Source organism: Halorubrum miltondacostae, assembly GCF_041379815.1.
In the GTDB taxonomy this organism is placed as follows: Archaea; Halobacteriota; Halobacteria; order Halobacteriales; family Haloferacaceae; genus Halorubrum; species Halorubrum miltondacostae.
The window spans coordinates 346391-370596 of the sequence record NZ_JBEDNY010000003.1; the positions used below are offsets into that span (position 1 = coordinate 346391).

Annotated in this window: 29 protein-coding genes and 1 tRNA gene; 13 read left to right on the plus strand and 17 right to left on the minus strand. The window is 71.4% G+C overall.

Going from position 1 to position 24206, the window contains the following annotated elements:
• The first annotated feature begins 17 nt into the window (after window positions 1–17).
• Entirely contained in the window at window positions 18–479 is a 462-nt protein-coding gene (locus ABNG04_RS10765; protein ID WP_371162422.1) for a PaaI family thioesterase, read from the plus strand.
• On the opposite strand, the gene ABNG04_RS10770 is transcribed toward ABNG04_RS10765, so the two are convergent.
• The 4 genes from ABNG04_RS10770 to ABNG04_RS10785 form a co-directional block, all read right to left on the minus strand.
• Window positions 449–2440 (minus strand): molybdopterin biosynthesis protein, encoded by a 1992-nt coding sequence (locus tag ABNG04_RS10770; RefSeq protein WP_371162423.1) that lies wholly within the window; start codon window positions 2438–2440, stop codon window positions 449–451. The genes ABNG04_RS10765 and ABNG04_RS10770 overlap by 31 nt on opposite strands.
• Window positions 2437–3675 (minus strand): molybdopterin molybdotransferase MoeA, encoded by a 1239-nt coding sequence (locus tag ABNG04_RS10775; RefSeq protein WP_371162424.1) that lies wholly within the window; start codon window positions 3673–3675, stop codon window positions 2437–2439. The genes ABNG04_RS10770 and ABNG04_RS10775 overlap by 4 nt, the downstream gene beginning before the upstream one ends.
• 76 nt (window positions 3676–3751) lie before the next feature.
• Window positions 3752–4753, minus strand: coding sequence for a PHP-associated domain-containing protein (locus ABNG04_RS10780; RefSeq protein WP_371162425.1), 1002 nt, complete (start codon window positions 4751–4753; stop codon window positions 3752–3754).
• A 90-nt stretch (window positions 4754–4843) separates the two neighbouring features.
• The gene (locus ABNG04_RS10785) at window positions 4844–5782 is read right to left on the minus strand and encodes a cell division protein CdpA domain-containing protein (protein WP_371162426.1); all 939 of its coding nucleotides are present in this window, start codon (window positions 5780–5782) and stop codon (window positions 4844–4846) included.
• 178 nt (window positions 5783–5960) lie between these two features.
• Here ABNG04_RS10785 and ABNG04_RS10790 point away from each other — a divergent pair, with 178 nt between their 5' ends.
• The 5 genes from ABNG04_RS10790 to ABNG04_RS10810 are packed head-to-tail and all read left to right on the plus strand — an operon-like array spanning window position 5961 to window position 8894.
• The gene (locus ABNG04_RS10790) at window positions 5961–6137 is read left to right on the plus strand and encodes a hypothetical protein (protein WP_371162427.1); all 177 of its coding nucleotides are present in this window, start codon (window positions 5961–5963) and stop codon (window positions 6135–6137) included.
• A 7-nt stretch (window positions 6138–6144) separates the two neighbouring features.
• Window positions 6145–6909, plus strand: a complete 765-nt coding sequence (locus ABNG04_RS10795; protein ID WP_371162428.1) for a hypothetical protein — start codon at window positions 6145–6147, stop codon at window positions 6907–6909.
• Window positions 6910–6924: 15 nt separating this feature from the next.
• Window positions 6925–7263, plus strand: a complete 339-nt coding sequence (locus ABNG04_RS10800) for a hypothetical protein (protein WP_371162429.1) — start codon at window positions 6925–6927, stop codon at window positions 7261–7263.
• Between the two features lie 24 nt (window positions 7264–7287).
• On the plus strand, window positions 7288–7809 hold the full coding sequence (locus ABNG04_RS10805; RefSeq protein WP_371162430.1) for a nucleoside deaminase: 522 nt from the start codon (window positions 7288–7290) through the stop codon (window positions 7807–7809).
• Entirely contained in the window at window positions 7806–8894 is a 1089-nt protein-coding gene (locus ABNG04_RS10810) for a carbohydrate kinase family protein (protein ID WP_371162431.1), read from the plus strand. The genes ABNG04_RS10805 and ABNG04_RS10810 overlap by 4 nt, the downstream gene beginning before the upstream one ends.
• 46 nt (window positions 8895–8940) lie before the next feature.
• Here the strand turns inward: ABNG04_RS10810 and ABNG04_RS10815 are convergent, their stop codons facing one another.
• A complete protein-coding gene (locus tag ABNG04_RS10815) occupies window positions 8941–9768 on the minus strand; it encodes a BtpA/SgcQ family protein (RefSeq protein ID WP_371162432.1) in 828 nt (275 codons plus the stop codon).
• Between the two features lie 76 nt (window positions 9769–9844).
• Between ABNG04_RS10815 and ABNG04_RS10820 the strand changes: the two genes are divergently transcribed.
• The 3 genes from ABNG04_RS10820 (at window position 9845) to ABNG04_RS10830 (ending at window position 11291) form a co-directional block, all read left to right on the plus strand.
• A complete protein-coding gene (locus ABNG04_RS10820; RefSeq protein WP_371162433.1) occupies window positions 9845–10318 on the plus strand; it encodes a DUF7124 domain-containing protein in 474 nt (157 codons plus the stop codon).
• 76 nt (window positions 10319–10394) lie between these two features.
• Window positions 10395–10742, plus strand: coding sequence for a 4a-hydroxytetrahydrobiopterin dehydratase (locus ABNG04_RS10825; RefSeq protein ID WP_371162434.1), 348 nt, complete (start codon window positions 10395–10397; stop codon window positions 10740–10742).
• A 66-nt stretch (window positions 10743–10808) separates the two neighbouring features.
• Window positions 10809–11291, plus strand: coding sequence for a hypothetical protein (locus ABNG04_RS10830; RefSeq protein WP_371162435.1), 483 nt, complete (start codon window positions 10809–10811; stop codon window positions 11289–11291).
• Window positions 11292–11336: 45 nt separating this feature from the next.
• Here ABNG04_RS10830 and ABNG04_RS10835 read toward each other — a convergent pair whose 3' ends face one another.
• The 8 genes from ABNG04_RS10835 to idi form a co-directional block, all read right to left on the minus strand.
• Window positions 11337–12251: an ATPase gene (locus ABNG04_RS10835; RefSeq protein ID WP_371162436.1), complete on the minus strand. Its 915-nt coding sequence runs from the start codon at window positions 12249–12251 to the stop codon at window positions 11337–11339.
• Window positions 12248–12589, minus strand: coding sequence for a DUF5827 family protein (locus ABNG04_RS10840; RefSeq protein WP_371162437.1), 342 nt, complete (start codon window positions 12587–12589; stop codon window positions 12248–12250). The genes ABNG04_RS10835 and ABNG04_RS10840 overlap by 4 nt, the downstream gene beginning before the upstream one ends.
• 383 nt (window positions 12590–12972) lie before the next feature.
• Entirely contained in the window at window positions 12973–13572 is a 600-nt protein-coding gene (gene sod / locus ABNG04_RS10845) for a superoxide dismutase [Mn] (RefSeq protein ID WP_297887401.1), read from the minus strand.
• 423 nt (window positions 13573–13995) lie between these two features.
• A tRNA-Ser gene (locus tag ABNG04_RS10850) sits at window positions 13996–14079 on the minus strand.
• A 219-nt stretch (window positions 14080–14298) separates the two neighbouring features.
• Window positions 14299–14964, minus strand: coding sequence for a CPBP family glutamic-type intramembrane protease (locus ABNG04_RS10855; protein WP_371162438.1), 666 nt, complete (start codon window positions 14962–14964; stop codon window positions 14299–14301).
• 45 nt (window positions 14965–15009) lie between these two features.
• The gene (locus tag ABNG04_RS10860) at window positions 15010–15267 is read right to left on the minus strand and encodes a hypothetical protein (protein ID WP_371162439.1); all 258 of its coding nucleotides are present in this window, start codon (window positions 15265–15267) and stop codon (window positions 15010–15012) included.
• A 74-nt stretch (window positions 15268–15341) separates the two neighbouring features.
• Window positions 15342–16097 carry a DUF2064 domain-containing protein gene (locus ABNG04_RS10865; protein ID WP_371162440.1) on the minus strand — a complete coding sequence of 252 codons (756 nt, stop codon included), beginning with the start codon at window positions 16095–16097 and terminating at the stop codon, window positions 15342–15344.
• Window positions 16098–16226: 129 nt separating this feature from the next.
• Window positions 16227–16841 carry an isopentenyl-diphosphate Delta-isomerase gene (gene idi, locus ABNG04_RS10870; RefSeq protein ID WP_371162441.1) on the minus strand — a complete coding sequence of 205 codons (615 nt, stop codon included), beginning with the start codon at window positions 16839–16841 and terminating at the stop codon, window positions 16227–16229.
• Between the two features lie 210 nt (window positions 16842–17051).
• On the opposite strand from idi, the gene ABNG04_RS10875 reads away from it, so the two are divergent.
• Window positions 17052–18491, plus strand: a complete 1440-nt coding sequence (locus ABNG04_RS10875; protein ID WP_371162442.1) for an ATP-binding protein — start codon at window positions 17052–17054, stop codon at window positions 18489–18491.
• 67 nt (window positions 18492–18558) lie between these two features.
• On the opposite strand, the gene ABNG04_RS10880 is transcribed toward ABNG04_RS10875, so the two are convergent.
• Window positions 18559–19134 (minus strand): class I SAM-dependent methyltransferase, encoded by a 576-nt coding sequence (locus tag ABNG04_RS10880; protein ID WP_371162443.1) that lies wholly within the window; start codon window positions 19132–19134, stop codon window positions 18559–18561.
• Window positions 19135–19203: 69 nt separating this feature from the next.
• On the opposite strand from ABNG04_RS10880, the gene ABNG04_RS10885 reads away from it, so the two are divergent.
• Window positions 19204–19851 (plus strand): GNAT family N-acetyltransferase, encoded by a 648-nt coding sequence (locus ABNG04_RS10885; RefSeq protein WP_371162444.1) that lies wholly within the window; start codon window positions 19204–19206, stop codon window positions 19849–19851.
• Here ABNG04_RS10885 and ABNG04_RS10890 read toward each other — a convergent pair.
• The 3 genes from ABNG04_RS10890 to ABNG04_RS10900 form a co-directional block, all read right to left on the minus strand.
• Window positions 19848–20360, minus strand: coding sequence for a TspO/MBR family protein (locus ABNG04_RS10890; protein WP_371162445.1), 513 nt, complete (start codon window positions 20358–20360; stop codon window positions 19848–19850). The genes ABNG04_RS10885 and ABNG04_RS10890 overlap by 4 nt on opposite strands.
• 35 nt (window positions 20361–20395) lie before the next feature.
• Entirely contained in the window at window positions 20396–21412 is a 1017-nt protein-coding gene (locus ABNG04_RS10895; protein WP_371162446.1) for an AI-2E family transporter, read from the minus strand.
• A 113-nt stretch (window positions 21413–21525) separates the two neighbouring features.
• Window positions 21526–22122, minus strand: a complete 597-nt coding sequence (locus ABNG04_RS10900; protein WP_297887381.1) for a DUF6149 family protein — start codon at window positions 22120–22122, stop codon at window positions 21526–21528.
• A 135-nt stretch (window positions 22123–22257) separates the two neighbouring features.
• On the opposite strand from ABNG04_RS10900, the gene ABNG04_RS10905 reads away from it, so the two are divergent.
• Entirely contained in the window at window positions 22258–22836 is a 579-nt protein-coding gene (locus tag ABNG04_RS10905) for a DUF1684 domain-containing protein (protein ID WP_371162447.1), read from the plus strand.
• Between the two features lie 126 nt (window positions 22837–22962).
• On the plus strand, window positions 22963–24201 hold the full coding sequence (locus ABNG04_RS10910) for an NAD(P)/FAD-dependent oxidoreductase (RefSeq protein ID WP_371162448.1): 1239 nt from the start codon (window positions 22963–22965) through the stop codon (window positions 24199–24201).
• Window positions 24202–24206 lie beyond the last annotated feature (5 nt).

Consider the following 24206-nt stretch of genomic DNA (forward strand, 5'->3'; position numbering starts at 1 on the left):
GGGACGACCGGCGGGACATGGATCAGACGGACATCGCGGCGATGGACCCCCTTCCCGACGCGGCCACGGGCCTCGTCGAGCGGAAGCTGGAGGACGAACACGGCTACCTCTCGTGGCTGAACACGTCGGTCGAGACGGTCGAGCGCGGGCGGGTGGTGCTGTCGATCCCCTTCGACGAGAAGCTCACGAACACCGACGGGCGGACGATCCACGGCGGCGTCGCGGCGACGCTGATCGACACCGCCGGCGGCGTCGCGCAGCGCACGACGTTCGAGGACCCGCTCGACGGCGGGGTGGCGACCGTGAACCTCAACGCGAACTACCTCCGGCCCGCCACCGGCGACCTCCGGGCGGAGGCCGAGGTGGTCAGGGCCGGCGGCTCCATCGGCGTCAGCGAGATGACCGTCACCAGCGGGGTCGACGGGGACCGCGGCGAGGTCGTCGTCGGTCAGGGGTCGTTCCGACTGTTCCGCGAGTAGCCTGGGAGGTCGGCGAGGATCGCGTCGATCCCGCCGTCGCCGCTGTTTCCGAGCTCCGCCGCGAGCGCCGCGACTGAATCGCGGTCGACGCGGTCGGCAGCGGCGCGGACCACGACGGACTGCTCGCCCAGCGGGACGAACTCGCAGCCGAGCCGGTCGGCCGTCTCGCGGAGCCCGAGGCCGACATCGGCGTCGCCGGCGGCGACCGCGCGGACCGGGCTCTCGAACGCCTTCGCGGTGCGCTCGTAGCCGTCGATCGCCTCCGCGAGGTCGCGGCGGTCGGCGTCGCGCTCGTCCGCGAGGTCGTCGAGCGCGTCGTCGAGGCTCCGCCGGAGGCCCGAGACGGTCGGGCGGTTCCGGAAGCGGAGGTCGCGGTCGACCAGAGCCGCGAGCCCAGTCACCGACTCTGGATTCCCGTCGGGGACGACGAGCCCCCACTCGCGGGTCCACCCGCCGAGGGGCTCGGCGTCGACGTCGCGGTCGGTCGGCCCCGCGGTGACGGCCACGTCCGGGACGCCGTCGCGAAGGCGGCGGAGCCCCTCGCGCGAGCCGACGGCGAGGTACCGCGGGTTCGCGAGCCGGTCCAGCAGGCGGTTCAGCGCGGGGTCGTCCTCGCCGACGCCCAGCAGCGTCGGCGGCCGCACATCCGGCGAGAACAGGTCGACCGACACCGCCTCGCCGGCGTCGAGGTACTCCGTGTCCGGGTCGACCGCGACGACGCCGTCCGCCTCGACGAGGCTCGTCGTCGCGCCAGAGCCCTTGTCGACGGGGTACACGAGCGGTCGGTCGCCGTCGTCCAGATTGAGCAAGCCGACGGGCATCAGCCGCAGGCGGCCCTCCGCATACCGTTCGCTCACGCCCATCCGCCCCTCGACGGTCGCCGTGGCCGGCTCGGGCTGGCCGGCGGCCTCGCGGATCGCCGGCGCGACGAACGTCCGGAAGATGGTGAGCGCGGACACCGGGTAGCCGGGGAGCCCGATGTACGCCGACTCGCCGGCCGGGGCGTCGTCCCCACCGACGTCGCCGTCCGCGGAGCGATCGAGTCGCCCGATCAGCATCGGCTTGCCGGGCTTGACGGCGACGCCGTGGAGCAGGAGGTCGCCGCGCGCCTCGATCACGCGGTAGATGACGTCGACCGCGCTCGCCGAGGTCGACCCCGAGGAGAGCACGAGGTCGCACTCGTCGGCCGCGCGGCGCAGCAGCCGCTCCATCTCCTCGTAGTCGTCGCCGGCGTGCGGGTAGAGGACGGGCTCGCCGCCGGCCTCCTCCACCCCGGCGGCGATCGTCGTCGAGTTCACGTCGTATATCTCGCCGCGGTCCGGGTTCAGCGCCTCGCCCGGGCGGACGAGCTCGTCGCCGGTCGAGACGATGCCGACCTGCGGCCGCCCCTCGACCGGGACCTCGTCGACGCCGAGCGCGGACAGCAGCCCGATCTCGCGAGGCGTTAGCCGCGTTCCGGGGCCGAGCGCGCGGGCGCCGGCCGCGATGTCGGTCCCGGCGGTCATCACGTGGTCGCCCGGCGCGACCGACGTGCGGACCGCGATCCAGGCGGCGTCGCCGCCGTCGTCGCCGTCCGTGCCGATCTCGTCCGTCCGCTCGACCATCACGACCGCGTCCGCCCCGTCCGGCATCACCGCGCCCGTGGATATCTCCGCGCAGGTGCCCGGCTCGACGGTCACGTCGGGCGCCGCGCCGGCGTGGACCGCGCCGACAAGGTCGAGTTCGGCCGGGTCGGCCTCGTCGGCGCCGAACGTGTCCCGTGCGCGGACCGCGTACCCGTCCATCGAGGCGCGGTCGAACCCCGGCACATCGATCGCGGCGTCGACGCGCTCGGCGAGGATCCGGCCGCGGGCGTCCGCCAGCGGAACCGTCTCCGGGGCCGGCGAGAGGTCGAGCGAGTCGACGGCCTCGCGGGCCGCGGCGGGCTCGGCGAGGTCGCGGAACTCCTTGCGGTCGCTCACGGCGTCACCTCCCAGAGCTCGACGTCGACGGGCTCGCCGGCGTCGATCCCCTCCCGCGGCTCGGGGACGACGACCCAGCCGTCCGCGAGCGCGACGCTGGAGAGGATCCCGGAGCCGCTCGCGCGCGTCGGCGTCGCGGTCGGGAGCGCGTCGTCTCCCGCGTCCTCGTCGGACACCGACACCCGCGCGAACGTCCGCACGCCGGGCTCGCTCGCGATCTTCCGGCCGAGCGTCGCGCGTCGCGTCGGGAAGGAGTCCGCGTCGGTCCCGCCGGCCCGCTTCATCGCGGGCCGGAGGAACTGCGCTGCGTTGACGATACACGCGACCGGGTAGCCCGGGAGCGAGACGATCGGCGTCCCCTCGGCTTGGCCGAGACACACCGGGTGGCCGGGCTTCAGCGCGACGCCGTGGACCAAGACCTCGCCGAGGTCGTCGACGACCTCGGGGAGCAGGTCACGCTCGCCGACCGAGGAGCCCCCGGTGGTGACGACCACGTCGGCGCCGAGGTCGGCCGCGACGGCCTCGCGCAGCGCCGCGTGGTCGTCGGTGACGACCTCGCGGTAGCGCGGCTCGCCGCCCCAGCGCTCGACAAGTCGGGAGACGGTGAGCCCGTTCGTCTCGATCACCTCGCCCGGTCCCGGGTCGGACTCGACCAGCTCCTCGCCGGTTGGGATCACGGCGACCTTGGGCTGCTCGCGGACCGGAACGCTGTCGAGGCCGACCGAGCGCAGCAGGCCGAGGTCGGAGGGGCGCAGGACGTGGCCGGCCTCGTAGAGGCGCTGCCCGTCGGCGACGTCCTCGCCGACCTCGCCGACGTTCTCGCCGGTCGCGACCGCGTCGAACACCTCGACGTCGTCGCCGACGGTCTCGACCTGTTCGATCATCACGACCGCGTCGGCGCCCTCCGGGACCGCGCTGCCGGTGTGGACCCGGGCGGCCTCGCCGGGCGCGACCGCGTCCGCCTCGGCGGACTTGGCCGCGAGGACCGCCGGCGATCGGTCGCCGGCCCCGAAGGTGTCGCTCGCGCGGACCGCGTAGCCGTCCATGGCGGCCCGGTCGTACCCCGGCACGGGCGCGGGGGCGTCGATCGGTTCTGCGACGGCGCGCCCGTCGGCCGCGTCGATCGGGACCGACTCCCGGCGGTCGTGCGGCGCGACGGCGTCGAGCAGCGTCGCTCTCGCCTCCGCGACCCGGGTCCGTCGCTTGAACCCGGACTCGCGTCTGTCGTGGCTCATACGCTACCCTTCGGGGCCGCGGGCAAAAACCCCGTTCTCCGCGGGACCCGTCGCTCGGCGGGGGCGACGCGACGCGTCAGGCGAACCAGGAGAGGAACCGCCGGGTGCGGTGAGCCGACTGGAGCACGGCGACCTTCGCCGCCACCAGCCCGTCGGTCGCGGTCCGCACGGTGGCGCGCGCGCCCCGCGCCGCACCGGTCCGCGCGTAGTACGCTGACCGACGCCCGGCCGCGCCGACGTAGTGTTTCGCCGCCATCCGGATCGGCGCGCGGCGGCCGTCGACGGTCGTCGTACCGCGCCGGATCGCCCCGAGAACGTCGTCCGCGGTGACCTCGCTCACGGAGCCGCGGCCCTCAATCGCCAGTTCGGTGAACGCCCGTCCGACGTACTGGAGGTGGTGCGCGTCGCTCGCGGCGACGCCCGGGTAGCCGTGCTCGGCTGCGAACCGCCGCGCGCGCCGGTTGCGGTAGCCGGTGAACAGCCAGGCGTTGAACACCTCGATCGCGTCGACCTCGGTGACCGGCGCGGCGGGCTTCGGCTCCGGTTCGGGGTCGGCCAACGTTACGTCCTCGGCCGACGCGTCATCTGTCGCCGCCGCACCGACCGCGCCGCCGTCCGCCGCCTCCGTCCTGCCGCCTTCAGCACCGAGCGACGCTCCGTCGGTCGCCTCCGCATCGGTCGCCTCGTCGACCAGCCCGGGCGTCGGAATGTTGCGCTGGCGGACGCCATGGCGCGAGCGCTGGAACGGGTGGGGAACGATCGCGACGCCGCCGCCGTCGCGGATCCAGCGGACCGTGTCGGCGTACGACTCACCCCGCGGGGGCATCCGCTTGACGCCGATCGCGAGCAGGTGGCCGTGGGCGGTGGACACCTCGACGCCGGGGATGCCGATGAGGCCGTACTCGGAGGCAATCTCCGCGGCGCGTTTCGACTCCCGGATCACGTCGTGGTCGGTGATAACGACCGCGTCGAGCCCGATCTCGGCCGCGTGCTGTAAGATTAGCTCGACCGGTTCGTGGCCGTCGTAGCTCCCCTCGGAGTGGACGTGGGGGTCGATGCTGACGGTGACGCGGGACACGCTCGGACTACGCGTCGGGAGACATATAAATGGGCGATCGTCGGCGACCGGTTCTCACGCCCGCGTCTCCGGTCGCCGGCGACGCCCGCGTCAGCCGAATAAGCCCTTGATCCGGTCGACGACCGAGCCGTCCTCGTCCGCCTCCTCGGCCTCCTTCCGCTGCTGTTCGCGCAGTTCGCGGAGCTTCGCGGCCTGGTCATCCGTCCCCTGCCCGCTGTCGGTCTTCGCCTCGCCGCCCTGGAGCCCCTTCAAATCCGAGACCGCGTCGTTGACCGTGCCGGAGGTCGTCCGCGTCTCGGTCGCCGATCCCGAGAGCTGCTCCGTGTCGACGTCCGCCTCGTCGACCGCGCTCGTGTTCAGTTCGAGTCGGCGCGTCTCGGAGCGCTCGACGCCGCCCCACGTCAGCTCGGCGTCATCCAGCTCGCGCTCGATGTCGGCGCGGACGGACTCCTCGGTGACCGTCTCGCCGTCGGCGCCGGTCGCCGCCGCGCCGTCGCCGGTGTCCGCACCGCCCGCGCTGGCCGCTCCGCCGCCGGCGGCGGCCGCGCCGCCCGTCGCGCGCTCAACTCGGTGGGCGACGAGCGCGCCGCCGGTCGCGCCGATGAGCGCCACGAGCCCGACGGCGTAGACGGCGACCACCTGCGCGCTGTAGTCGGGGTTGACGACGACGTTCCAGTTGCGCGGGTAGGCCCAGACGAACACGCCGGTCCCGACGAGGGTGATCGCGACGCCGGCGCTCGCGAGGTACAGCATGCGGCGGTCGACCGGCAGGAGGACGACGATGCCGAACAGCAGCGCGGGGAGGCCGACCGCGCCCGCGACCGCGGCCACCTCGCGGACCGCGTACGTCGAGAGGGCGGTCGGGTCGAGCGTCGAGCTGTAGAGGAACACGACGACTCCGATCACCCCGAGCGCGATGCCGGCGAAGAACAGCCCGAACCCCGCGTACACGTCGATCGTCCGGTCCGGGTCGCCGACGTACCGCCGGTAGTACTCCATGAGGACGTTCTCGGCGTCCGCTTCGCTCATGTTCGAACGTTTCCGCCGAGTGTAATGACTGTTACCCCGAACGGGCCGGCGGCGACCCCGAACGACCGCCGCGACGAGCTCGTGAGTTCGTGAGCGCGAGACAGTGTCCCACAGCGGCCGCGGGAAGACGTGACCCCGTGTGTTTTTCACCGCGGGCGACGAGATTCCACCCGAAAACGTGTCGCACGAGTGTCCCCGCTGCGGAGCCGACCTCTCGTCGCTCTCGCTCGGCGGCGCCACCGCCGTCGGCTGCGACGACTGTGGCTACGCCGACGTCGAGGCCGACCATTCCGGCGAGCCGGAGTTCGCCGAGAGCTGGGCGGACGCGCTCGCGCGGTTCGAGGAGAGCCAGTAACCACACCATGCCCACGCTCGACATCACCGACGACCACGCGGACCGGATCGAGGCGCTCCGCGAGGAGCTGGCCGCGGCCCACGCCGGCCCGTACGCCTCCGTCGACCGGGAGGACACGCTCGCGTACCTCCTCGACCTCGCCGATGCGGTCGACGACCCCGACCGCGTCGCGGAACCCCCGAGCGACGACCCAACCGTCGAGGCGCCGGACGATGCGACGAACGCGGCGGCGCCAACGGCCCCGTTCGACCGCGACCGGGCCCGCGACCTGCTGACGGCGCGGAACCGACGGCGCAGCGACCCCGGCCCGGACGACCCGATGGACCTGTCGGACATCGCCGCCGCCTTCGAGATCACCGGGCGGAGCGAGATGACGAAGGGGGAGCTGGTCGACGCCATCCTCGACGCGGCCGAGGCGCTCGCCGCAGACCCCTTCGCACGAGTCGACATCGATCTCCGGCCGGCCGACGCCGCAGACGGCGAGAGCGCCGACTCCGACGACGAGGCGGACGCGGCCGGAGACGATGCGGGCGAGGACGACGCGGGGGAGGAGGAGGCGGACGCGAACGACGCGTCCGGAGACGACGAGGACGAGGGAGACGACGGCGGAGCCGGCCAGCTGAACGCGATGATGAGCCTCCTCGACACCCACGGCGACAAGTGGCGGGAGGCGGACGGCGACGCGCGGTACGAGGTCGACCTGCCGGACGGGAGCGTTGAGACGGCGCGGACGAAAGATGACGTGCGCGCGCTGCTGTTCAGGAACTACTGACGACGAGACTGATACATGGGATTCATCGACGCCGTCCGCGCGTGGCTCTTCGGCGCGGACGAGGACATCGACGACGCGGACGAACCGAGCGGCGAGACCGGCGCGGGCGCTGAGACCGAGCCGACCGACGCCGACGCGAGCGACGCCGACGGCCCCGACGGCCTCGATCCGAGCGGCGTCACCGAGACGCGGACCGCGGACGCCACCGACGACGCGGTCGACGCCCTCCGCGACGTGCGGCAGTCGCAGGGCGCGGGCGACGACGACGAGCCGACGCCGGCAGGAGACGGAGAGGCGAGGCCGCCGGACGACGACCGGACGAAGCCGTCGGACGAGGGCGGTACCAACCGTTAGGTACCCCGAGCCGAACAGGAGCGTATGACCGACACGGACCAGTCCGGCGGCGTCGACGAGTTCCACGACCTCGACGACCTCCCGGCGGACCCGACCGACCGGGAGTACGTCGAGCGGACGATCAGGCTCGCCGAGGAGGCGGTCGAGGCCGGAAACACGCCGTTCGGCGCGCTGCTCGTCGTCGACGGCGAGGTCGTCGGCGAGGCGCGCAACGAGACGCGAACCGAGGGCGACGTGGCGGCGCACCCGGAGCTGACGCTCGCGCGGTGGGCCGCGCGCGAGCTCGACGCCGACGAGCTGGCTGACTGTACGATGTACGCCAGCACGGAACCGTGCCCGATGTGCGCGACCGCGATCCACTACGCGGGGATCGACCGGGTCGTCTTCGGCGTCGACGGGGAGACGCTCGGCGAGCTCTCCGGCGACGTCGTTCCCATTCCGCTCAAAGAGGTGATCCGGCGGGCCGACGGCGAGACGACCGTCGAGGGACCGATCGCCGTCGACGCCGCGATGGCCGTCCACGACGACTTCTTCCGGAAGTCGTGACGACGGAGTCCGACGACGACGGCGGTGCGGACGAAGGCTCATCGTCCATCCTCTCCGTCGGAGCGGCCGCGATAGACGAGTGGTACGCGGTCAGCAACCTCCCCGAGCCGGACGGGGGTGCGTTCGCCCGCGAGGTCACGTCCGCGTTCGGCGGCGTCGGCGCGAACGTTGCGGCCGCGCTCGACCGCCTCGGCCGCGACGTGGGCCTCGTCAGCCGCGTCGGCGACGACGAGTACGGCCGACGTGCGTTGGAGTACCTCGAAGAGACGGACGTCGACGCGACCCACGTCGCGGTCGGCGACGCCGCCCACACACGATCGCTGATCCTCTCCGACCCGGACGGGGAGCGGGCTATCGTCACCGCAGGTGAGAGCTTCCGCAACCTCCGGCCGGCCGACGCCGCGCTCGACGCGATGGCCGACGCCGACACGGTCTTCCTCACCGCATACGCCCCCGACCGCGCGGCGCGGCGGATCCTCGACCGCGTCCGGTCGCTCCGCGCGGCCGCCGCCGAGGCCGGCGATTCCGGGGTCGACCCGCCCGCGCTCGTCTTCGACCTCTCGGGGTCCGTCGAAGAGCTGGTCGGGCGCGGCACGGAACCGCAGACGATCCACCGGTTCCTCCACGAGGCGGACCTGTTCGTCGCCGACGGCGTCGCCGCGCCGGCGTTCTTCGGCTCTGCGACGGCGGCGGTTGAGCGGGTGGCGAGCGCGCATGAGCGGACTCGCGGGCCCGAGTCGCGGTCGCGTCGCGGGCCGACGTGGCCTCGCGCGGTCCTTACGCACGGCGCGGACGGCATGACGGCGGTCGTCGGGGGCGAGGTCGGTCGGTTCGACGCGTTCGACGTCGAGACGGTCGACACGACCGGTGCGGGCGACGCGTTCACCGCGGGGCTGATCGACCGGTGGATCGCGGCAGACGCCGCGGCGTCGCCAGCGGACCGCGACGACGTTGATCGGGGCGTCAGTTTTGCGGCCGCGGTCGCCGCGATCAACTGTACCGCCCGGTTCACGCAGCCGGGACTCCCGACGCGGAGCGAGGTAGAAGCGTTCCTCGCGGATCGCGGCGTCGATATCGACCGGTAGGGGACTCCCGCGTCCCGATCATCGTACCCCGGTCACCGCGCCCCGCTCACCGAACCTCGTCGGCGGCGTCGACGAGGTCCGCGACGCGGTCGGCGTCGACCGGAGCGGTCGTCTCGCCCCCGCGCTTGAGCGCGGTCCCGACGATTGCGCCGTCCGCGACGTCGAGGAGGTCGGCGACCGTCTCGGGCGTGACGCCGCTCCCGACGAGGACGGGCGTGTCTAGGCCGTGGCGCTCGCGCTCGCGGACGACCGATTCGAGGGCGTCGGCGTCGACCGCCTCACCGGTCCCGGAGCCGGAGGCGATCACGGCGTCGGCGAGGCCGCGCTCGGCGGTGTCGGCGAACGACTCGGCGGTGTACCCCGCCGGCGTCAGCGGCGCGGAGTGTTTCACGTCGGTGTCGGCGAAGACGCCGACGTCGACGCCGAGTCGGTCCCGGAGCCGGACCGTCTCGTGGGCGCGCCCCTGAACGATCCCCTGGTCGGTGACGCGCGCGCCGGTGTGGACGTTCACGCGGACGAAGTCGGCGCCGACCGCGGAAGCGACGGAGAGGGCGGCCTCGGCGTCGTTGCGGAGGACGTTGATCCCGAGCGGGAGGTTCGTCTCGGCGGCGACCGCGGTCGCGGCGCGGGTCACGCCGGCGACAACGTGCGGCGGGACCTCGTCGGGGTAGAACGGCGCGTCCCCGAAGTTCTCGATCACGATCCCGTCGACGCCGCCGCGGTCGAGCGCCCGGGCGTCGCTCGCGGCCCGGTCGATCGCGGCGCGCATCGCCTCGTCGCCGTCGTCGGGCGCTTTCGGGGCCCCGGGGAGCGGCGGGAGGTGAACCATGCCGACGAGCGGCGCGCTCGTGCCGAAGGTGGATTCGAACTCCATCCTCGGAGGCGAGGCGGCCCCCGAACAAAAGCCTCCCCACAGCGTTTAGGCCGCCGGCCGCCTGCGTCCGATCGAGATGGCAATCGACGCGACGACCGCCGGGGACGGCGACGTGACGCTCGTCTTCTCGCTGGGCGCGGTGCGGTCACTCGCCGACCCGCCCGCGGCGTTCGCCGACGCGCGCCGGTGGAGCCGCCACGTGGGAATCGTCGCGAACGAGACCGACGCGGTCGCGGCGTTCGCCCGCGAGTACGGGATCGACAATGACTACGCGCTCACGAAGTGGGACAAGTGGGGGACCCTCGCGGACGTCCGCGACGAGAGCACCGCCCCGCGCTGCGTGTTCGTCGGCACCACCCGCGCGGACGAGCGCGTCGCGACCGAGACCGGTTACGAGTTCCTCCGCGTCGACGAGGCCGCCGAGAAGGCCGGCTGGGAGCTCTCCGACCCCGGCGCGGGCGTGGACGGCCCCGGCGGCGACGGCGGCGCGACGGGACGCCTCGCCCGGGTGCGGCGCGCGGTCCGCGACGCGCTCTCGCGGCTCCGGTGAGGACCGCTCCCGAGATCGGGGGACCCACCCTCCAGAGCCGCGGAAGGTACAAACCACTCGTCGCCCAACGTGAGGTATGTCCTCACCGCTCGCGGACGAGCCGGTCGAGCCGGCCGGCGACGACGCAGAACCGCTCGACGGCGACGAGTGCGCAGAGTACCTCGACGAACTGGGCGACGCCTGGGAGGTCGTCGACGACCACCACTTGGAGGCGAGCTACGAGTTCCCCGACTTCGAGACGGCGCTGGCGTTCACGAACGACGTTGGCGAGCTCGCCGAGGCGGAGTGGCACCACCCGGACATCTCGCTGTCGTGGGGAGAGGTCGGCGTCGAGATGTGGAGCCACGAGGTCGGCGGGCTAACTGAGGCCGACTTCGTGATGGCGGCGCGGATGGACCGCCTGTACGCCGACGCCAGCGAGTGACGGCGCCGGCCTCGGCCCGACACAGCAACGAACGGGTTTAAACCCCTCCCGGCAAAACGACGGGTAATGAGCGAGAACGTCTTCCTGGTCCCGATTGACCCGGAGAACTTCGACCGAACCGTCCGGTCCCCGGTCGACCTCACCGACTACCCCGACCGCCCCGAGCCCCTCGCCGACCTCGACGAGACGCGCCTGTGGGCCGTCGACGACGACAGCGGCAACGGGTCGACGTTCGAAAAGATGGAGGCGGGCGACCTCCTGCTTTTCTACGCGGACGATGAGTACGTCGCGACCGGCCGCGTCGGCGAGGCGTTCGAAGACGAGGACCGCTGGGCGAGCGGCACCTTCTGGACCGCCTTCCCCACGACGCGGGTGTACACGGTCACCGACTTCGGCGCCGTCGCCGCCCCCAAGCGAGCCGTCAACCGGATCTTCGACTACTCGTCGTCGTACACCCCCGGCTTCATGCGCGTCGCCGACAGCCGGGTGACCACCGACCTCTCGTCGATCGAGTCCGCGCTGGAACACTACACGAAGCGGAACGCCTGAGCGCGGGCGGCACAGCGTCGAACGCGGACCGCGGGCGGCGCTCCGTCAGCTTTCCACGACTCCCGTGAGCGCCGCGTACGCCGATTCGTACGCCGCTACGATCCGGTCGGGGTCGCTCCGGACCTCCCCGGGCAGCGCCGGCAGCGAGGCGGTCGCGAGCGGCTCGATCATCTCCGTCACCGCGTCGACGTGCTCCTCGCGGGTCCCCTCGCGCGGGCTCCCGGCGGCGACCGCGCGGGCCTTCGCGTAGCGGTCGCCAGCGTAAACCCGCACGCGGCCGGGGTCGACGACGGCGACCGCGTCGGGCGCGACGGGGCCGTCCCGGGGGAGGGTTCCGGCCACGTCCGCGTACGACTCGACGACGACCGGGACCGGCGTCCGCGCGACGCGGTCCGCGAGCCGTTCGATCGCTGGGAGGTGCGCCTCGGCCATCACCTCGTTGAACGCCGGCACGTCGCGCACGCGAGTGGCGTCGGCGAGCGGGAGGCGCTCGGTCAGCGCGTCGGGGAGCAGCCCCGCGTCCTCGGCCGCGCCGTTGACGACGAAGTGCGTCCCGGACGCGGTCGCGACGCGGTCGCAGAGGAACGTGCGCTCGGCGTCGCCCAGCATTCCGGTTCGCCCCGGCGTCGGCCGCCAGAGCCGGTGGACGGGGTTGATCGACTCGGGGGTGACCGCCGAGGGCGACGGAGAATGGTCGTCGGCCGCCGCCAACGTGCGGGTGTTCGCGGCCGCGAGGGTCCGCGCGTCCTTCCCGTAGAGCCGGCCCGAATCGGTCGCGACCCGGTAGTCGTCGTGGTCGAACCAGAAGTCGTTGCCGGCGCGAGGCTTGACGCCGACCGCGTCGCCCGCGCCCTCGGCGAGGTGGGCGACCAGTCCCGCCGAGAACGTGGTCTTCCCGGCGTCGACGCGCGCGCCGCCGGCGACGAGGTAGGTCGGCGGGTCGGATCGCTCCCCGGTCACGCCGACTCGTCGGTGTCGGCGCCGTCCGCGTCAGCGTCCGCGCCGGCGTCGGACGCCGCGCTCGGATCCTCGTCCGTCGCGACCCCGTAGTACCCCGGGCCGTCCTCGGTGAGCGGCTCGGCGATCACCATGTCCTCGGCGTGGGCCATCACCCACGGGACCGCCCAGTCGACCAGCACGGCCTCGGTGTCGGGGTCGACCTCGGCGTCCGGCTCCAACCCCTGAAGGAGACGGCCGATCTCCGGGACCGTATACATCTGGTCCGACTCGAACAGTTCTTCGGGCTCGTAGAAGTCGCACGGGTAGGTGGCGTCGAACGCCGACTTCGGTTCGGGCATGCGCCATCGTACGCGACCGCGTCCGTAAACGCTGCCGATACGGTTCGAATCTGATCTGATAACACTCGATCCGAATGCGGTGGCGTGTGCCTGCGAGCGGCCGACAGGCCGCGAGCCAGCACGCGCGAGGTCGCCGGCGCTTCGCGCCGGCTGCCAGAGGGACCTCTGGTCCCTCGCTGGAGTCAGTCGCCGGAGTGGATCGACGGCGACTGACGAGGCTGGGGAGGCGTGAGGTGCGGTACGGTTGCGGTCGGCTGGGGCTTTGGAGGTGTACGTTTCAGCTGTGTCCAAGACAACCACTACACGGAGAGGAGTTACTAATCAGGCGACGTACTGCGAAAAAATGCGGATCTCGACGCGCGTAACGCGTCCGAGGGACGCGCTTACTCGAACAGCTCGACGGCCTGCTCGTAGCGGGTGGACGGCTCTTCCCAGTCGACGACCTCGAAGAAGTTGTCGACGAACTCGCCGCGAGCCGGCCCGTAGTCGTGGTAGTAGGAGTGCTCCCACACGTCGAGCGCGAGGATCGGGTGACCGCCCCAGACCGCGCCCTCGTCGTGGTTGTCGACCACGACGTTACGGAGCTGATTCGAGAACGTGTCGTACACCAGCAGGGCCCAGCCGCTCGCGCTGCCCGCGGCGGCTTCGAACTCGCCCTTCCAGGCCTCGTACGAGCCGAAGTCCTCCTCGATACGGTCGGCGAGGGCTCCTTCGGGCTCGTCGCCGCCCTCCGGCGACATGTTCTGCCAGAACAGGTCGTGGAGGATGTGGCCCGACGAGTTGTGGGTCACGTCGCGGATGGCCCCGGCCGACGAGGAGAAGTCGTGGTCCTCGCGGTTGGCCTCGAGCGTCTCCTCGGCGGAGTTCCAGCCGTTGACGTACCCCTGATGATGGGTGTCGTGATGCCATTCGAGCACCTGCTCGGAGATGTGCGGCTCAAGCGCGTCGTACTCGTACGGCAGCGGATCGAGTTCGTAACTCATGCTTGTATCACCTACTACGAACATGTGCCGGAAACCTGTTAAAGATAATGCGGCACGTGGTACCACGCGACACCGGACGTGACCGTTACCGGGCGTTTCAGGCGATCAGCGGTGTGATTGCGGTTCCGAAAGTCGGAAGCGCGGGACGGGAGGCCAATTCGGATCGATTTCCGAGAATACCGGGTAACTGAATTCAGTTTCGCCGCAGGTTCGGGTCGTCGCTCGCTACTCACTCACCGCTAGCGCTCTGATTCGGGTCGGGGTCGAGCCGCACGCGACAAGAAGTGCGTCGAAGGCGTCACGGTGGGACTGGGATTCGAACCGATGTGAGACGGTCGCTCTCGCTCCGCTCGGGCGCTGCGACTCACAGGCTTCGAATCCGCGCACGAACCGCGTCCGGCGCGGACTGCGCCGGACTCGTTACGGTGGGACTGGGATTCGAACCCAGGAAGCCGTGAGGCTACCTGCTTTCAAGGCAGGCGCAATGGGCCACTCTGCCATCCCACCATCGGGCGGCCGTCCCGGGCTGGCCGTCCGGCCCCGGGCAGCCGAATCACGTCCGTCCGATGTCCGCTCGATCGACGTCGAAACCGGGGTAAGCCGTCGCGACGGTACGTGTTATTGAAGTACAGTCCCGAGAAGTTTGAAGCTATCGCTCCCGCGTTCGACGAAGTTGAAACCAGACCGCCGGAACGCGGGAACTCCGCCCACACGACCGGCGGGAGGTTACTCGCCGACGACCGACCCGTATCGGCGCTCGACCGCGTCTCGCAGCGATTCGTCGGCCGAGACGCGTCCTCGCGTCGCGCGAACCCACGCGACGATGAGGCCCAGCAACACCAACGACGGGACCACCACCGAGAGCAGGTCGACCGGCCCCGCTCCGAGGCTCCGTTCCAGCCGGACGAGAGCGGGGAATCCGCTCCCGGCCTGTCCGAACACCGAGGCGACCCAGAAGTTCGTCACAAAGTGTAGCCCGATGGGGAACGCCAGGCTCCCGGTGAGGACGTACGCGGCCACGAAGTACACCGCTGCCGCCACCGCCTGAGCGGCGGCGAACAGCGCAGTCGCCCCCTGCGCCGCCACGAGCGCGTGCGCCGGACCGAACGCGAGGACGCTGACGCCGCTCGCGACCCAGACCGCCCGCCGAGGCGCCAGTCCGCGCGCGGCCAGCCCCTCGCTCGCGTTCACGACGAACACCCCTCGGAACAGTAGCTCTTCCCAGAGCGCCACGGCGGCGAACGCGATCGCCGTTGCCGCGACCGCGATCGCGACCGCGCCCGACCCGCCGACGCTCGCAACGCCCGCGGAGAACGTCGCTACCACTCGACCGGAGCCGGTGACGAGCAGCGTGCCCGTGACTAGCGCTTGGTAGACACAGCCGGCCACCACCGCGGCGAAGAAGTCCAGCGCCCACTGGCGGTCGAGCGCGAACCCCTACCCCCGGAGCGGCCGTTCGCCGGGAACGAGCGAGGCGATCACCGCGTACGCGCCGACGGCGACGGCGACGAGCAGCGCCACCGGACTGTTCAGCAAGACGTCCGGGAACGCGACCCGTCCGAGAAGTCGGCTCCCACCCAACAACACCCCGAGGACGACGCCGAACCCGAGCAGTATCCGCCACGTTGCGCGTATCCGATCGCCGCCGCGACCCCACACCGCTCGGCGGAGCAGGGCGCTCGGTGATGGCGCCATCGTGACAACTAAACTGAACTTGAGGCCGATAAAATCTCGGACGGATGTCGCCTGATGCCGCCCTGAGACGCCACTCAGTCCCGGATCAGCTGCTGCTCGCCGTCCTCGACGATCACGTCGAGCCCCTTCTCGTGGACGAACGCTGCTGTGTAGTCCGGCACGACGCGCTCCGCGGCGAAGCGCGCACGGAGGATCGGCACCACATCGAGGAGGTCGTCGCCGGTCTCCAGCGAGGGCGACGCCTCGACGAAGTCCACCGAGCGATCCGCGTCGCGGCCGCGCTCCGCGAGCGTCGGGAGGGCCGGGGACTCGAACGCGCCGTCGAAGTCGACGGGCTCAGTGAACCCCGCGTAGTACGCGCGCCCGTCCGTCGAGGGGCCGAGCACGACCTCGGTCGTCCGCAGCTTCATCGCCGCCGAGTCGACGCTGGTCCGCGAGAGCAGCGGAGCGGTCGGGGTGACGACCGCGACCGAGTCCGCGTTCTCCTCGCGCAGCAGGTGAGTGACGGTGTTGCCGGCGCGCGCGCCGAACGACGAGCCGACCTGACGCTCGAAGCGGACCTCTTCGGTCCCGCCGAGGGTGTCCGCGACGAGCGTCCGCAGCTCCGCCTCCGGGCTCGTCTCCGTGCGGTGCTCAGCGGGGAGGTCCTCCTCGTCGGGGTAGTTGACGAGCAGTTCGCCGCCCGAGCGGTCGACCGCGAGGACGGCGTCGCGGAATTGTGCCTCGTAGAGGTCGGCCGCCTCGGCAGCCGACAGCGGCGTCGACTCGGCGATCGCGGTTCCGACGAGCCCCTCGCGGGGCGGGTTCGCCAGCAGGACGACGACGGTCATACCGGATCGCGGCGGGGGAGCGTCTTCAAGTCGCCGTTTCGGTCCGAGGGAGGTGAGGGCGGGTCGCGCGGGGAGACGCGTTAGCCAATCAAGAGAAGTCGGGGCCGCGCGGGGAGACGCGTCTGCTGGTCAGGAGAAGTCGCGGCGCATCGCGATCTCGAACCACGGACAGAGGCGGAGCTGCCGGTACAGCGCGGGGTTCTCGTGGAGGTGGTCGTAGTCGGCCCACAGCATCCCGCCGATCTCGTCGTCGTCCGGGTCCAGGGAGATGTCGTCGAGGGTGACCTTCAGCACCGCGCACACCTCCCACTCGACGCCCTCGTTGGGGTAGTAGCGCTTGTACTCGAACTTGTCCGTCACCCGAAGGTCGTCGTACTGGTCGGGCGAGATGCCCAGCTCCTCTTCGAGGCGCTGCTCGGTCGCGTCCTCCTGGGACTGCCCCTCGACCGGGTGTGAGGCGACCGTGCCGTCCCAGTGGCCGTCCCAGAGGCGCTTGTTCGGCGCGCGCTGGGCCAAGAGGATCCGGCCCTCCCCGTCGAAAACGAGGCAGGTGAACGCGCGGTGGCGGATCCCGTCGCCGGTGTGCGCGTCGAGCCGGTTCACCGTCCCCTGCGCGACGTCGTCGGGGTCGACCGCGATGACGTCCTGGAGCGCGTTCTCGTGGTCGGTGTCGCCCGTGCCGCCGGTCTCGCCGGAGCCGTCGCCGGCGGCGTCCCCCGGCGCGGCCGCGTCTTCGGAACTCATGCGCGTTACGTCGCGGACCAGGGCTAATAAGGGTTCGATACGCCGCCCGCGCGCCGCCGGCGCGCCCGCCGTCGCCCGAAGCGCGGTCGCGACGGGGCCTCGACTCAGTCCTGCCCCGTGCCGGACTGGCCTCTGCGCGAGCCGGCGCTCGCCCCCACAATCGCCCCGGCTTCGACGCTCTTAACCGCGTCCCGGCGCTACTAGCCGCGGATGAGTGACCCGGCGCTCGACGTCGTCGAGTTCGTGTTGACGACGCACTTCTACACGCAGGACCGCGACCTCGACGAGAACGACCTGCCCCCGCGCTTCCGGCAGGTGTTCTGGTCGGCCGACGCCGCCGAGGACGCCCCCGGCGGCGTGGAGCGACCGCTGAAGGCGACAGACGAGACCACCCGCACCGCCACCGGCGTCGAGCGGCCGTGGGACGCGGTCTCCGACCTCCTCTTCACCCAACGGACGGAGTTCTCCGGCGAGATCTCGCTGACCCAGCCGACGATGGGGTTAGAGTGGTACCGCGACCGCGCGGACGACGATCGGATCGGCGGGAACCCGACGCTCGTCGCCGCGCTTGAGACCGCGGACGACCTGACGGCCCCGGTGACCCGCGAGGAGGCCAGGGACGACGTGCGGCCGGTCCAGGCCGACCGCGTCTGGATCGACGCGCTGCTCGCGGAGTACTTCGACGAGGACGAAGACGGAGAGATGCTCGACCTCGTCAACGTCCGCGCGCCCGAGGAGATCGAGACGACGCTCGCCGACCTCGTCCTGACCGGCGACCAGGAGGGCGAGATCCAGAAGATCGTGAAGGCGATCGAGCACCGCGAGTACCTCGCGGAGATCGGCCTGCGCGAGATCGGGAAGCTGCTGTTCGTCGGCCCGCCGGGCACCGGGAAGACGACCGTCTCCCGCGCGCTCGCCCACGAGCTCGGCCTCCCGTTCGTCGAGGTGAAGCTCTCGATGATCACGAGCCAGTACCTCGGCGAGACGTCGAAGAACGTCGAGAAGAGCTTCGAGGTCGCCAAGCGGCTCTCGCCGTGTATCCTCTTCATCGACGAGTTCGACTCGGTGGCGAAGACGCGCCGCTCCGACGAGCACGCCGCCCTGAAGCGCGCGGTCAACACCCTCCTAAAGTCGATCGACGAGGTGTCGCTGGTCCGCGACGAGGTGCTCCTCATCGGCGCGACGAACCACCCGGACCAGCTCGATGCCGCCGCGTGGCGTCGCTTCGACGAGATCGTCAACTTCCCCAAGCCGGACCGCGACATGCGCGCCGACATCCTCCGGGTGGTGACGAAGGAGATGAAGATCGCCGACTTCGACCCCGAGGAGGTCGCCGACCGGACCAGCGGGCTCACCGGCTCCGACCTCCGGATGGTGCTGCGGGAGGCGGTCCTCGGCGCGCTCACCGAGGACCGGATGACGATCACGCAGGCGGACGTGATGAAGGCAGTCGCGGACTTCGAGGAGCGCGACAACCTCAAGAACATGGACATGATCGACGGCGAGGGCGCCGAGGTGCTCGGCGAGACGGGGTCGAACGACGCCCACGACCACGATCACGATCACGACCACGCGCACGACGAGAGCGTCGAGGGCGACTCTCCGGACCCGACGCACGGCGCGGAACCGCGCGGCCGAACGCAGGACTGACGCGGCCCTTTTCGACAGATCCCGGTCGCGACCGCGACGATTCGGCGACGTCCGCTGGCGCGGGGGCTCAGCGCCGAACGCCGACGACCGTGTAGCCGAAGCCGCGGTCGACGATCCGCGGATCGAGCTTGACGTCGTCCATCGCGGCCGCGAGCGCCGCCGGCGCGCGGAACCGCGAGGTCATCCCGATGGCGTGTTCGCCGGCGACGAGCAGCCGCCCGAGCGGGTGCTCCGGGTCGAACTCGCGGACGACGAGCGCGCCGCCGGGGGCGAGCACGCGCGCCGCCTCCGCGAGCGCGGCCTCGTGGTCCGGCAGGTGGTGGAACGCGTCGACGACCGTGACCGCGTCGACGCTGCCGTCGCGGAACGGGAGCCGGTCCGCGTCGGCGGCGAGCCCCGAGAGCCCGCGGACCCGCCGCGCCCGCGAGAGCATCCCGACCGAGGCGTCGACCACCGTGATGTCGGGCCCGGTGAGCGCGGCGGCGGCCCGGCCGGACCCGCCGCCGACGTCGAGGAGGCGCTCGATCGGGCGCGCGGCGTGATCGAGTCCGGCGGCCAGCGCCGCCCCGTCCGCCGGCGGCATCGCGAGGTCGTAGAGGGGCGCTACTCGGTCGAAGAACGCCACGTCGCCGAGTCCGTACATGGGGAGACGGAGCGCCGGGACAGACAAAGAGCCACCGACCCATTTAGGTCTCGCCGCCGTAGGGGCCCTATGGAGTACGCGCTCGTGTGTCCTCCCGGCGAGGGAGCGACGCTGCGGCTCGACTACCGAGCGTTCGCGTACGCCGGGAAGTTCGTCGTCGGGGAGCCGGGGAAGGCGGTGATCCGGACGGCCGACGGCGGTCCAGCCGCGCCCGACTGGGAGCCCGACGAGCCGCTCCCCGGGACGGTGGACGCCGAGGCGTTCGACGAGGCGGTGATCGCGGCCGTCTCCTTCTCGCCGGACCGCACCGACCCCACCTGCTGTCGGCTGCGATACGTCACGGTCCACGCCGCGCGACGCGGGGAGGGGATCGGGCCGCGGCTGATCGACGAGACCGTCGCCGACCTGTCCGCCGCCGGCTTCGACCGCGTGAAGATCGCCGTGAACAACCCGTTCGCGTACGAGGCGTGTCACAAGTGCGGCTTCGCGTACACCGGCGAGCGCACCGGGATCGCCGAACTGGAGCTGGCGCGGCCGGCCGCGACGCCCGCCGAGGTCGAGCCCGACCGATACCGCGAGGGACTGGAAGCGTTCCGCGAGACGGACGGCGAGTTGACCCGGGCGGAGCGGCGGTTCGTCGCCGAGCGAGCGGAGCGCGGCCCGCCGTCGACCGACGACCCGGCGGACGGCGCGACGGAGAGGGGAGACGGCGGCTAGTTGAGGGTCCAGATCGCGTAGTTGAGCGCGGTCGCGAAGGAGACCCACGCGAGGTAGGGGAGCATGAGCGCCGCCGCGCGACGGTCGACGCGGTCGAAGGCCCGGATCGTCGCGACGACCAAGGGGAGCAGGACGGCGAGGAGGACGAGCCCGAGGTCGGGCCGTTCGAGCCCCCAGAACACCGGCGACCACGCGACGTTGACGACGAGTTGGACGCCGAACAGCGCGAGCGCGGTCCGCGCACGTCCGCCCGTCGTCGCGCCGTCGCGACCGCCGAGGTAGACGAGAGCGGCCGCGGCGCCGAGCAGCGCGTACAGGATCGGCCAGACGACGCCGAACGCCCACCCCGGGGGATAGAAGGCGGGGAGTTCCAGCGCCGCGAACCAGGCGCTCTCGGTGTCCGTGAACGGCACGCCGAGCGCTCCGATCAGGTTGACGGCGACCGCCGCGCCGACGATGCGGAGCGCGTCGCGGCGGTCCGGCACTCGGGAGGTCGCGATCGTGGCCATATCCGATGTCGGCTCCGAGACGGCTTAAATCCCGCTCAGATCGCGTCGTAGTCCTCGCGGAACGTCTCCAGCGTTGCCGCGAGCACGCCGATCACGATGGGGCCGACGAACAGCCCGGTGAACCCGACCGAGTAGATGCCGCCGAAAACGCCGAGGAGGATGATCGCCGGGTTCAGGTGCGCCTGCTGGTCGATGACGAGCGGCCGGGCGTAGTTGTCCACCATCGCGATTACCGCGACGCCGTAGACGGCGAGGAACACCCCCGCGGTCACCTGGTCGACGATCACGAGGTAGGCCGCCGCCGGCCCCCAGACGAAGAAGGCCCCGATGAGCGGTAACAGCGCCAACACCGCCATCACGAACGTCCAGAACACCACGTTGGGGATGCCGGCCGCCCACAGTCCGAGCCCGGCGACCAGCGCCTGAAGCAGCGCGACCGAGATGTGGCCGATGACCACCCGGCGGGTCATCACGTTGACGCGGTCGACGAGGTCGGCGGTGACGTCGGGCGGCAGCGGGCTGGTCTTTCGGAGCCACTCGACGAACGCCGGCCCGTCGATGAGCGTGTAGTACACGAGGAAGAGCGCGAGCGACAGCCCGACCGACGCCCGGATCGCCGTGCTCAACACGCCGCTGAACCCGCCGAACAGCGTCTGGACGAGCAGCCCGCCTGCGGTCTGGAGGAGGTCGCCGACCTCGGGGTCCTGCCCCGTGAGCGCCGCGATCTCGGCTTCGATCGCCGCCACGTCTATCGCCGTCTCGCCCGCGGCGATCGCGGTGAGGTCGCGGACGAACACCCAGGTAATGTACGCGAGCGGGAGGATGACGGCGACGATGGCGGAGAGGATGAGCGCCAGCGCCGACAACATCTCCCCGAACCGTGCCGAGATGCGGCGGCGGAGCCGGCGCGTGAGCCGTCGGTGAAACGGGTAGAGGACGAACGCGAGGATCGCCGAGGCGATCACGTACTCGACGAACGGGAGGATGACGAAGAGGGTGAGGAGCGAGACCGCTCCCATGAGCAGGAGGAGGAACGATTGCCCGCGGTTCATACGCCACGGTGTCCCCCGCGGATTATAAACGTGCGCGGCGGGCGGACGCCGTCGGCGGGTTTGCCGGCGACGGTGAGAGCGAAGGAGGCTCTACTGACCGACCGCGGCGGCGGTCAGGCGCTCGCCTCGTCTTCGTCGAGCCCGGGCGCGGTGGCCGGGTCGACCTCGTCCGGCTCCTCAGTGTCGCCGCCCACGACCGTCTCGCCGTCGTCGGTCTCGACGTACACGTCGTCGGCGAAGCCGGCCAGCGCGTTCTCGTACTCCGGCGATCCGAGCCGCTCGGGGGTCTCGGGCGCGTCGACGACGCCCTCCGGCGGGCGGAAGTCGCCGAGCGGGTCGTCGATCGTGATCCCGTAGTCGGTGAAGAAGGACTCGTACCGGCGGTAGTGGGCCTCCAGCTCGTCGCCCGGGATCTCCATCATCTCCGTCCAGCCGTGGTTGAAGAAGTCGAAGTTCGCCTGGACGTGGGTGATCTCGCGGGCCTCCGCCTCCGGGAAGCCGTCCTCGAGGGCGGCGACGTACGTGTCCATCGTCGCGTCGAAGAAGCTGTCGAGGTGGTCGCGGCGCTCCTCGCGGCGGTCCTCGTCCGCCTTGTTGAGGAAGATACTCGTGTGGAGGTCGACGAGCTTGTCGTTGGCGACGTCGCCGACCACCGGCGTGGTCAGCGCCTTCTTTGCGGCCCAGTGGCGGATGTTCTGCCGGATTTTCATACCTATGATTAGGTCGGGACGCTATTGAATGTGTGGCGTCGGGGCCGATCGCAACGCCACTCGTCGCGGGCCGTGCGCGCCGCCGACCGCACCGCGGAACTGTTATTGCGCGTTAGAGGCAATACCGAGGCACCGATGACAGCGAGCGAGGCCGACGACGACTGGGCGGCGCAGGTGGAGGCGCAGCGGCAAGCGAAGGTCCAGCAGTTCCGCGAGTCGGCGCGGTCGCCGCTGCCGGTGTCGATGCGCGGCGACGGCTTCCCGGGGCTGGCGTACTTCGACCCCGACCCGGCGTACCGGTTCGTCCTCCCGCTCCACGAACACGGGGAGAAGGAGACCGTCACCGTCGAGACGACCGCCGACGGCGAGCAGACATACCGGCGCTGGGGGGAGTTCCGCTTCGAGGTCGACGGCGAGTCGGCGACGCTTCAGGCGTACCGGCCGGTTGACGGCGCGGACCGGTTCTGGGTGCCGTTCCGCGATGCCACCAGCGGCGACGAGACGTACGGCGCGGGGCGGTACCTCGACCTGGAACCCGACCGCGACCGCGTCGATGGCGAGTGGGTCGTCGACTTCAACAACGCGTACAACCCGACCTGCGCGTACAACCACGCGTACGAGTGCCCGCTCGTCCCGACGGAGAACTGGCTCGACGTCGCGATCAGGGCCGGCGAGAAGGATTTCCCCGCGGAGCCGGCCGGCGCGGACCACTGACCGCGCGGGGGCGATCGGCCGCGACGGGCGGCACAGAACCGGTCTTTTCGCGGTGTATGCTGAAGATTCTCACGTTTCGAGACGCGGATGACAACCCACATTAACCATGAATCCGAACGACCGGCTATGAGCGATTCGTACGTGATCGTCGGTGACGGTATCGCGGGCGCGTCCGCTGCCGAGACGCTCCGCGAGGAAGCGCCCGACGCCGAGATCACGGTTCTCACGGACGAGGGTGAGTCCCTCTACAACCGGATTCTGATCAAAGAGTACGCGAAGGGGAAACTCCCCGAGGCCCCGATCTCGATCCACCAGGAAGACTGGTACGACGAGCACGACGTGGACCTCCGGCTCAACACGATCGTCGACGACATCGACGTCGAGGGCGACGCGGTCCGGACCCACGAGGGGGAGACGTTCGAGTACGACTCCCTCCTGCTCGCGATCGGCGGGACGCCCCAGCAGCTCCCGGTCGGGAACGCCGACGCCGAGGGGATCCACCACTTCTGGACGTTCCAGGACGCCCGCCGGATCAAAGAGAGCGTCGAGGGCGCCGAGCGGGCGGTCATCGTCGGCGCCGGCCTCCTCGGCATCGACTTCGCGGCCATCTGCGGCGCGCAGGGCGTCGAGGCGAAGTACCTGATGCGCGGTGACAACTGGTGGCGCTACGCGCTCTCCGAGGAGGGCGCGGAGATCATGCACGAGGCGATGCGCGAGCGCGGCGTCGAGCCCGTCTTCGGCTCGGGCGTGGACCACTTCGAGGTCGACGACGACGGCCACGTCGCGGCCGCGGTCGACCCGAACGGCGAGCGCTACGAGTGCGACTTCGCCGGCGTCGCCATCGGGCTCGATTTCAATACGGAGCTTGTCCAGAACACGCCACTGGAGCTCGACGACGGCATCGTCGTCGACGAGTTCATGCGGACCAACGTCGACAACGTGTTCGCCGCGGGTGACATCACCACGTTCAACGACCTCATCCTCGGCGAGCGCGCGAAGAACGGCTCGTGGGGGTCGGCGAAAGAGCAGGGGACGATAGCCGCCCGGAACATGGTCGACTACGGCAGCGAGGAGTTCGAGTGGGTCTCCTCGTACTCGATCACGCACTTCGACTTCCCGTTCCTCTCGTTCGGCCACCCGACGCTCGGCGACGACTCCGTGGAGGCGACCACCGCCGAGGGCGGGTGGCGGCGCGTCGCGCTGAAGGACGGCAAGGTGGTCGGCGGCGTGCTCATCGGCGACCTCTCGCCGCAGTCCGCGTTCAAGCAGCTGATGCGCGAGGGGCGCGACGTCAGCGAACAGACGGACCGGCTCATGGAGCCCGGCTTCTCGGTCGACGACCTCGCGGCCCCCACCGAGCAGTAACGGCG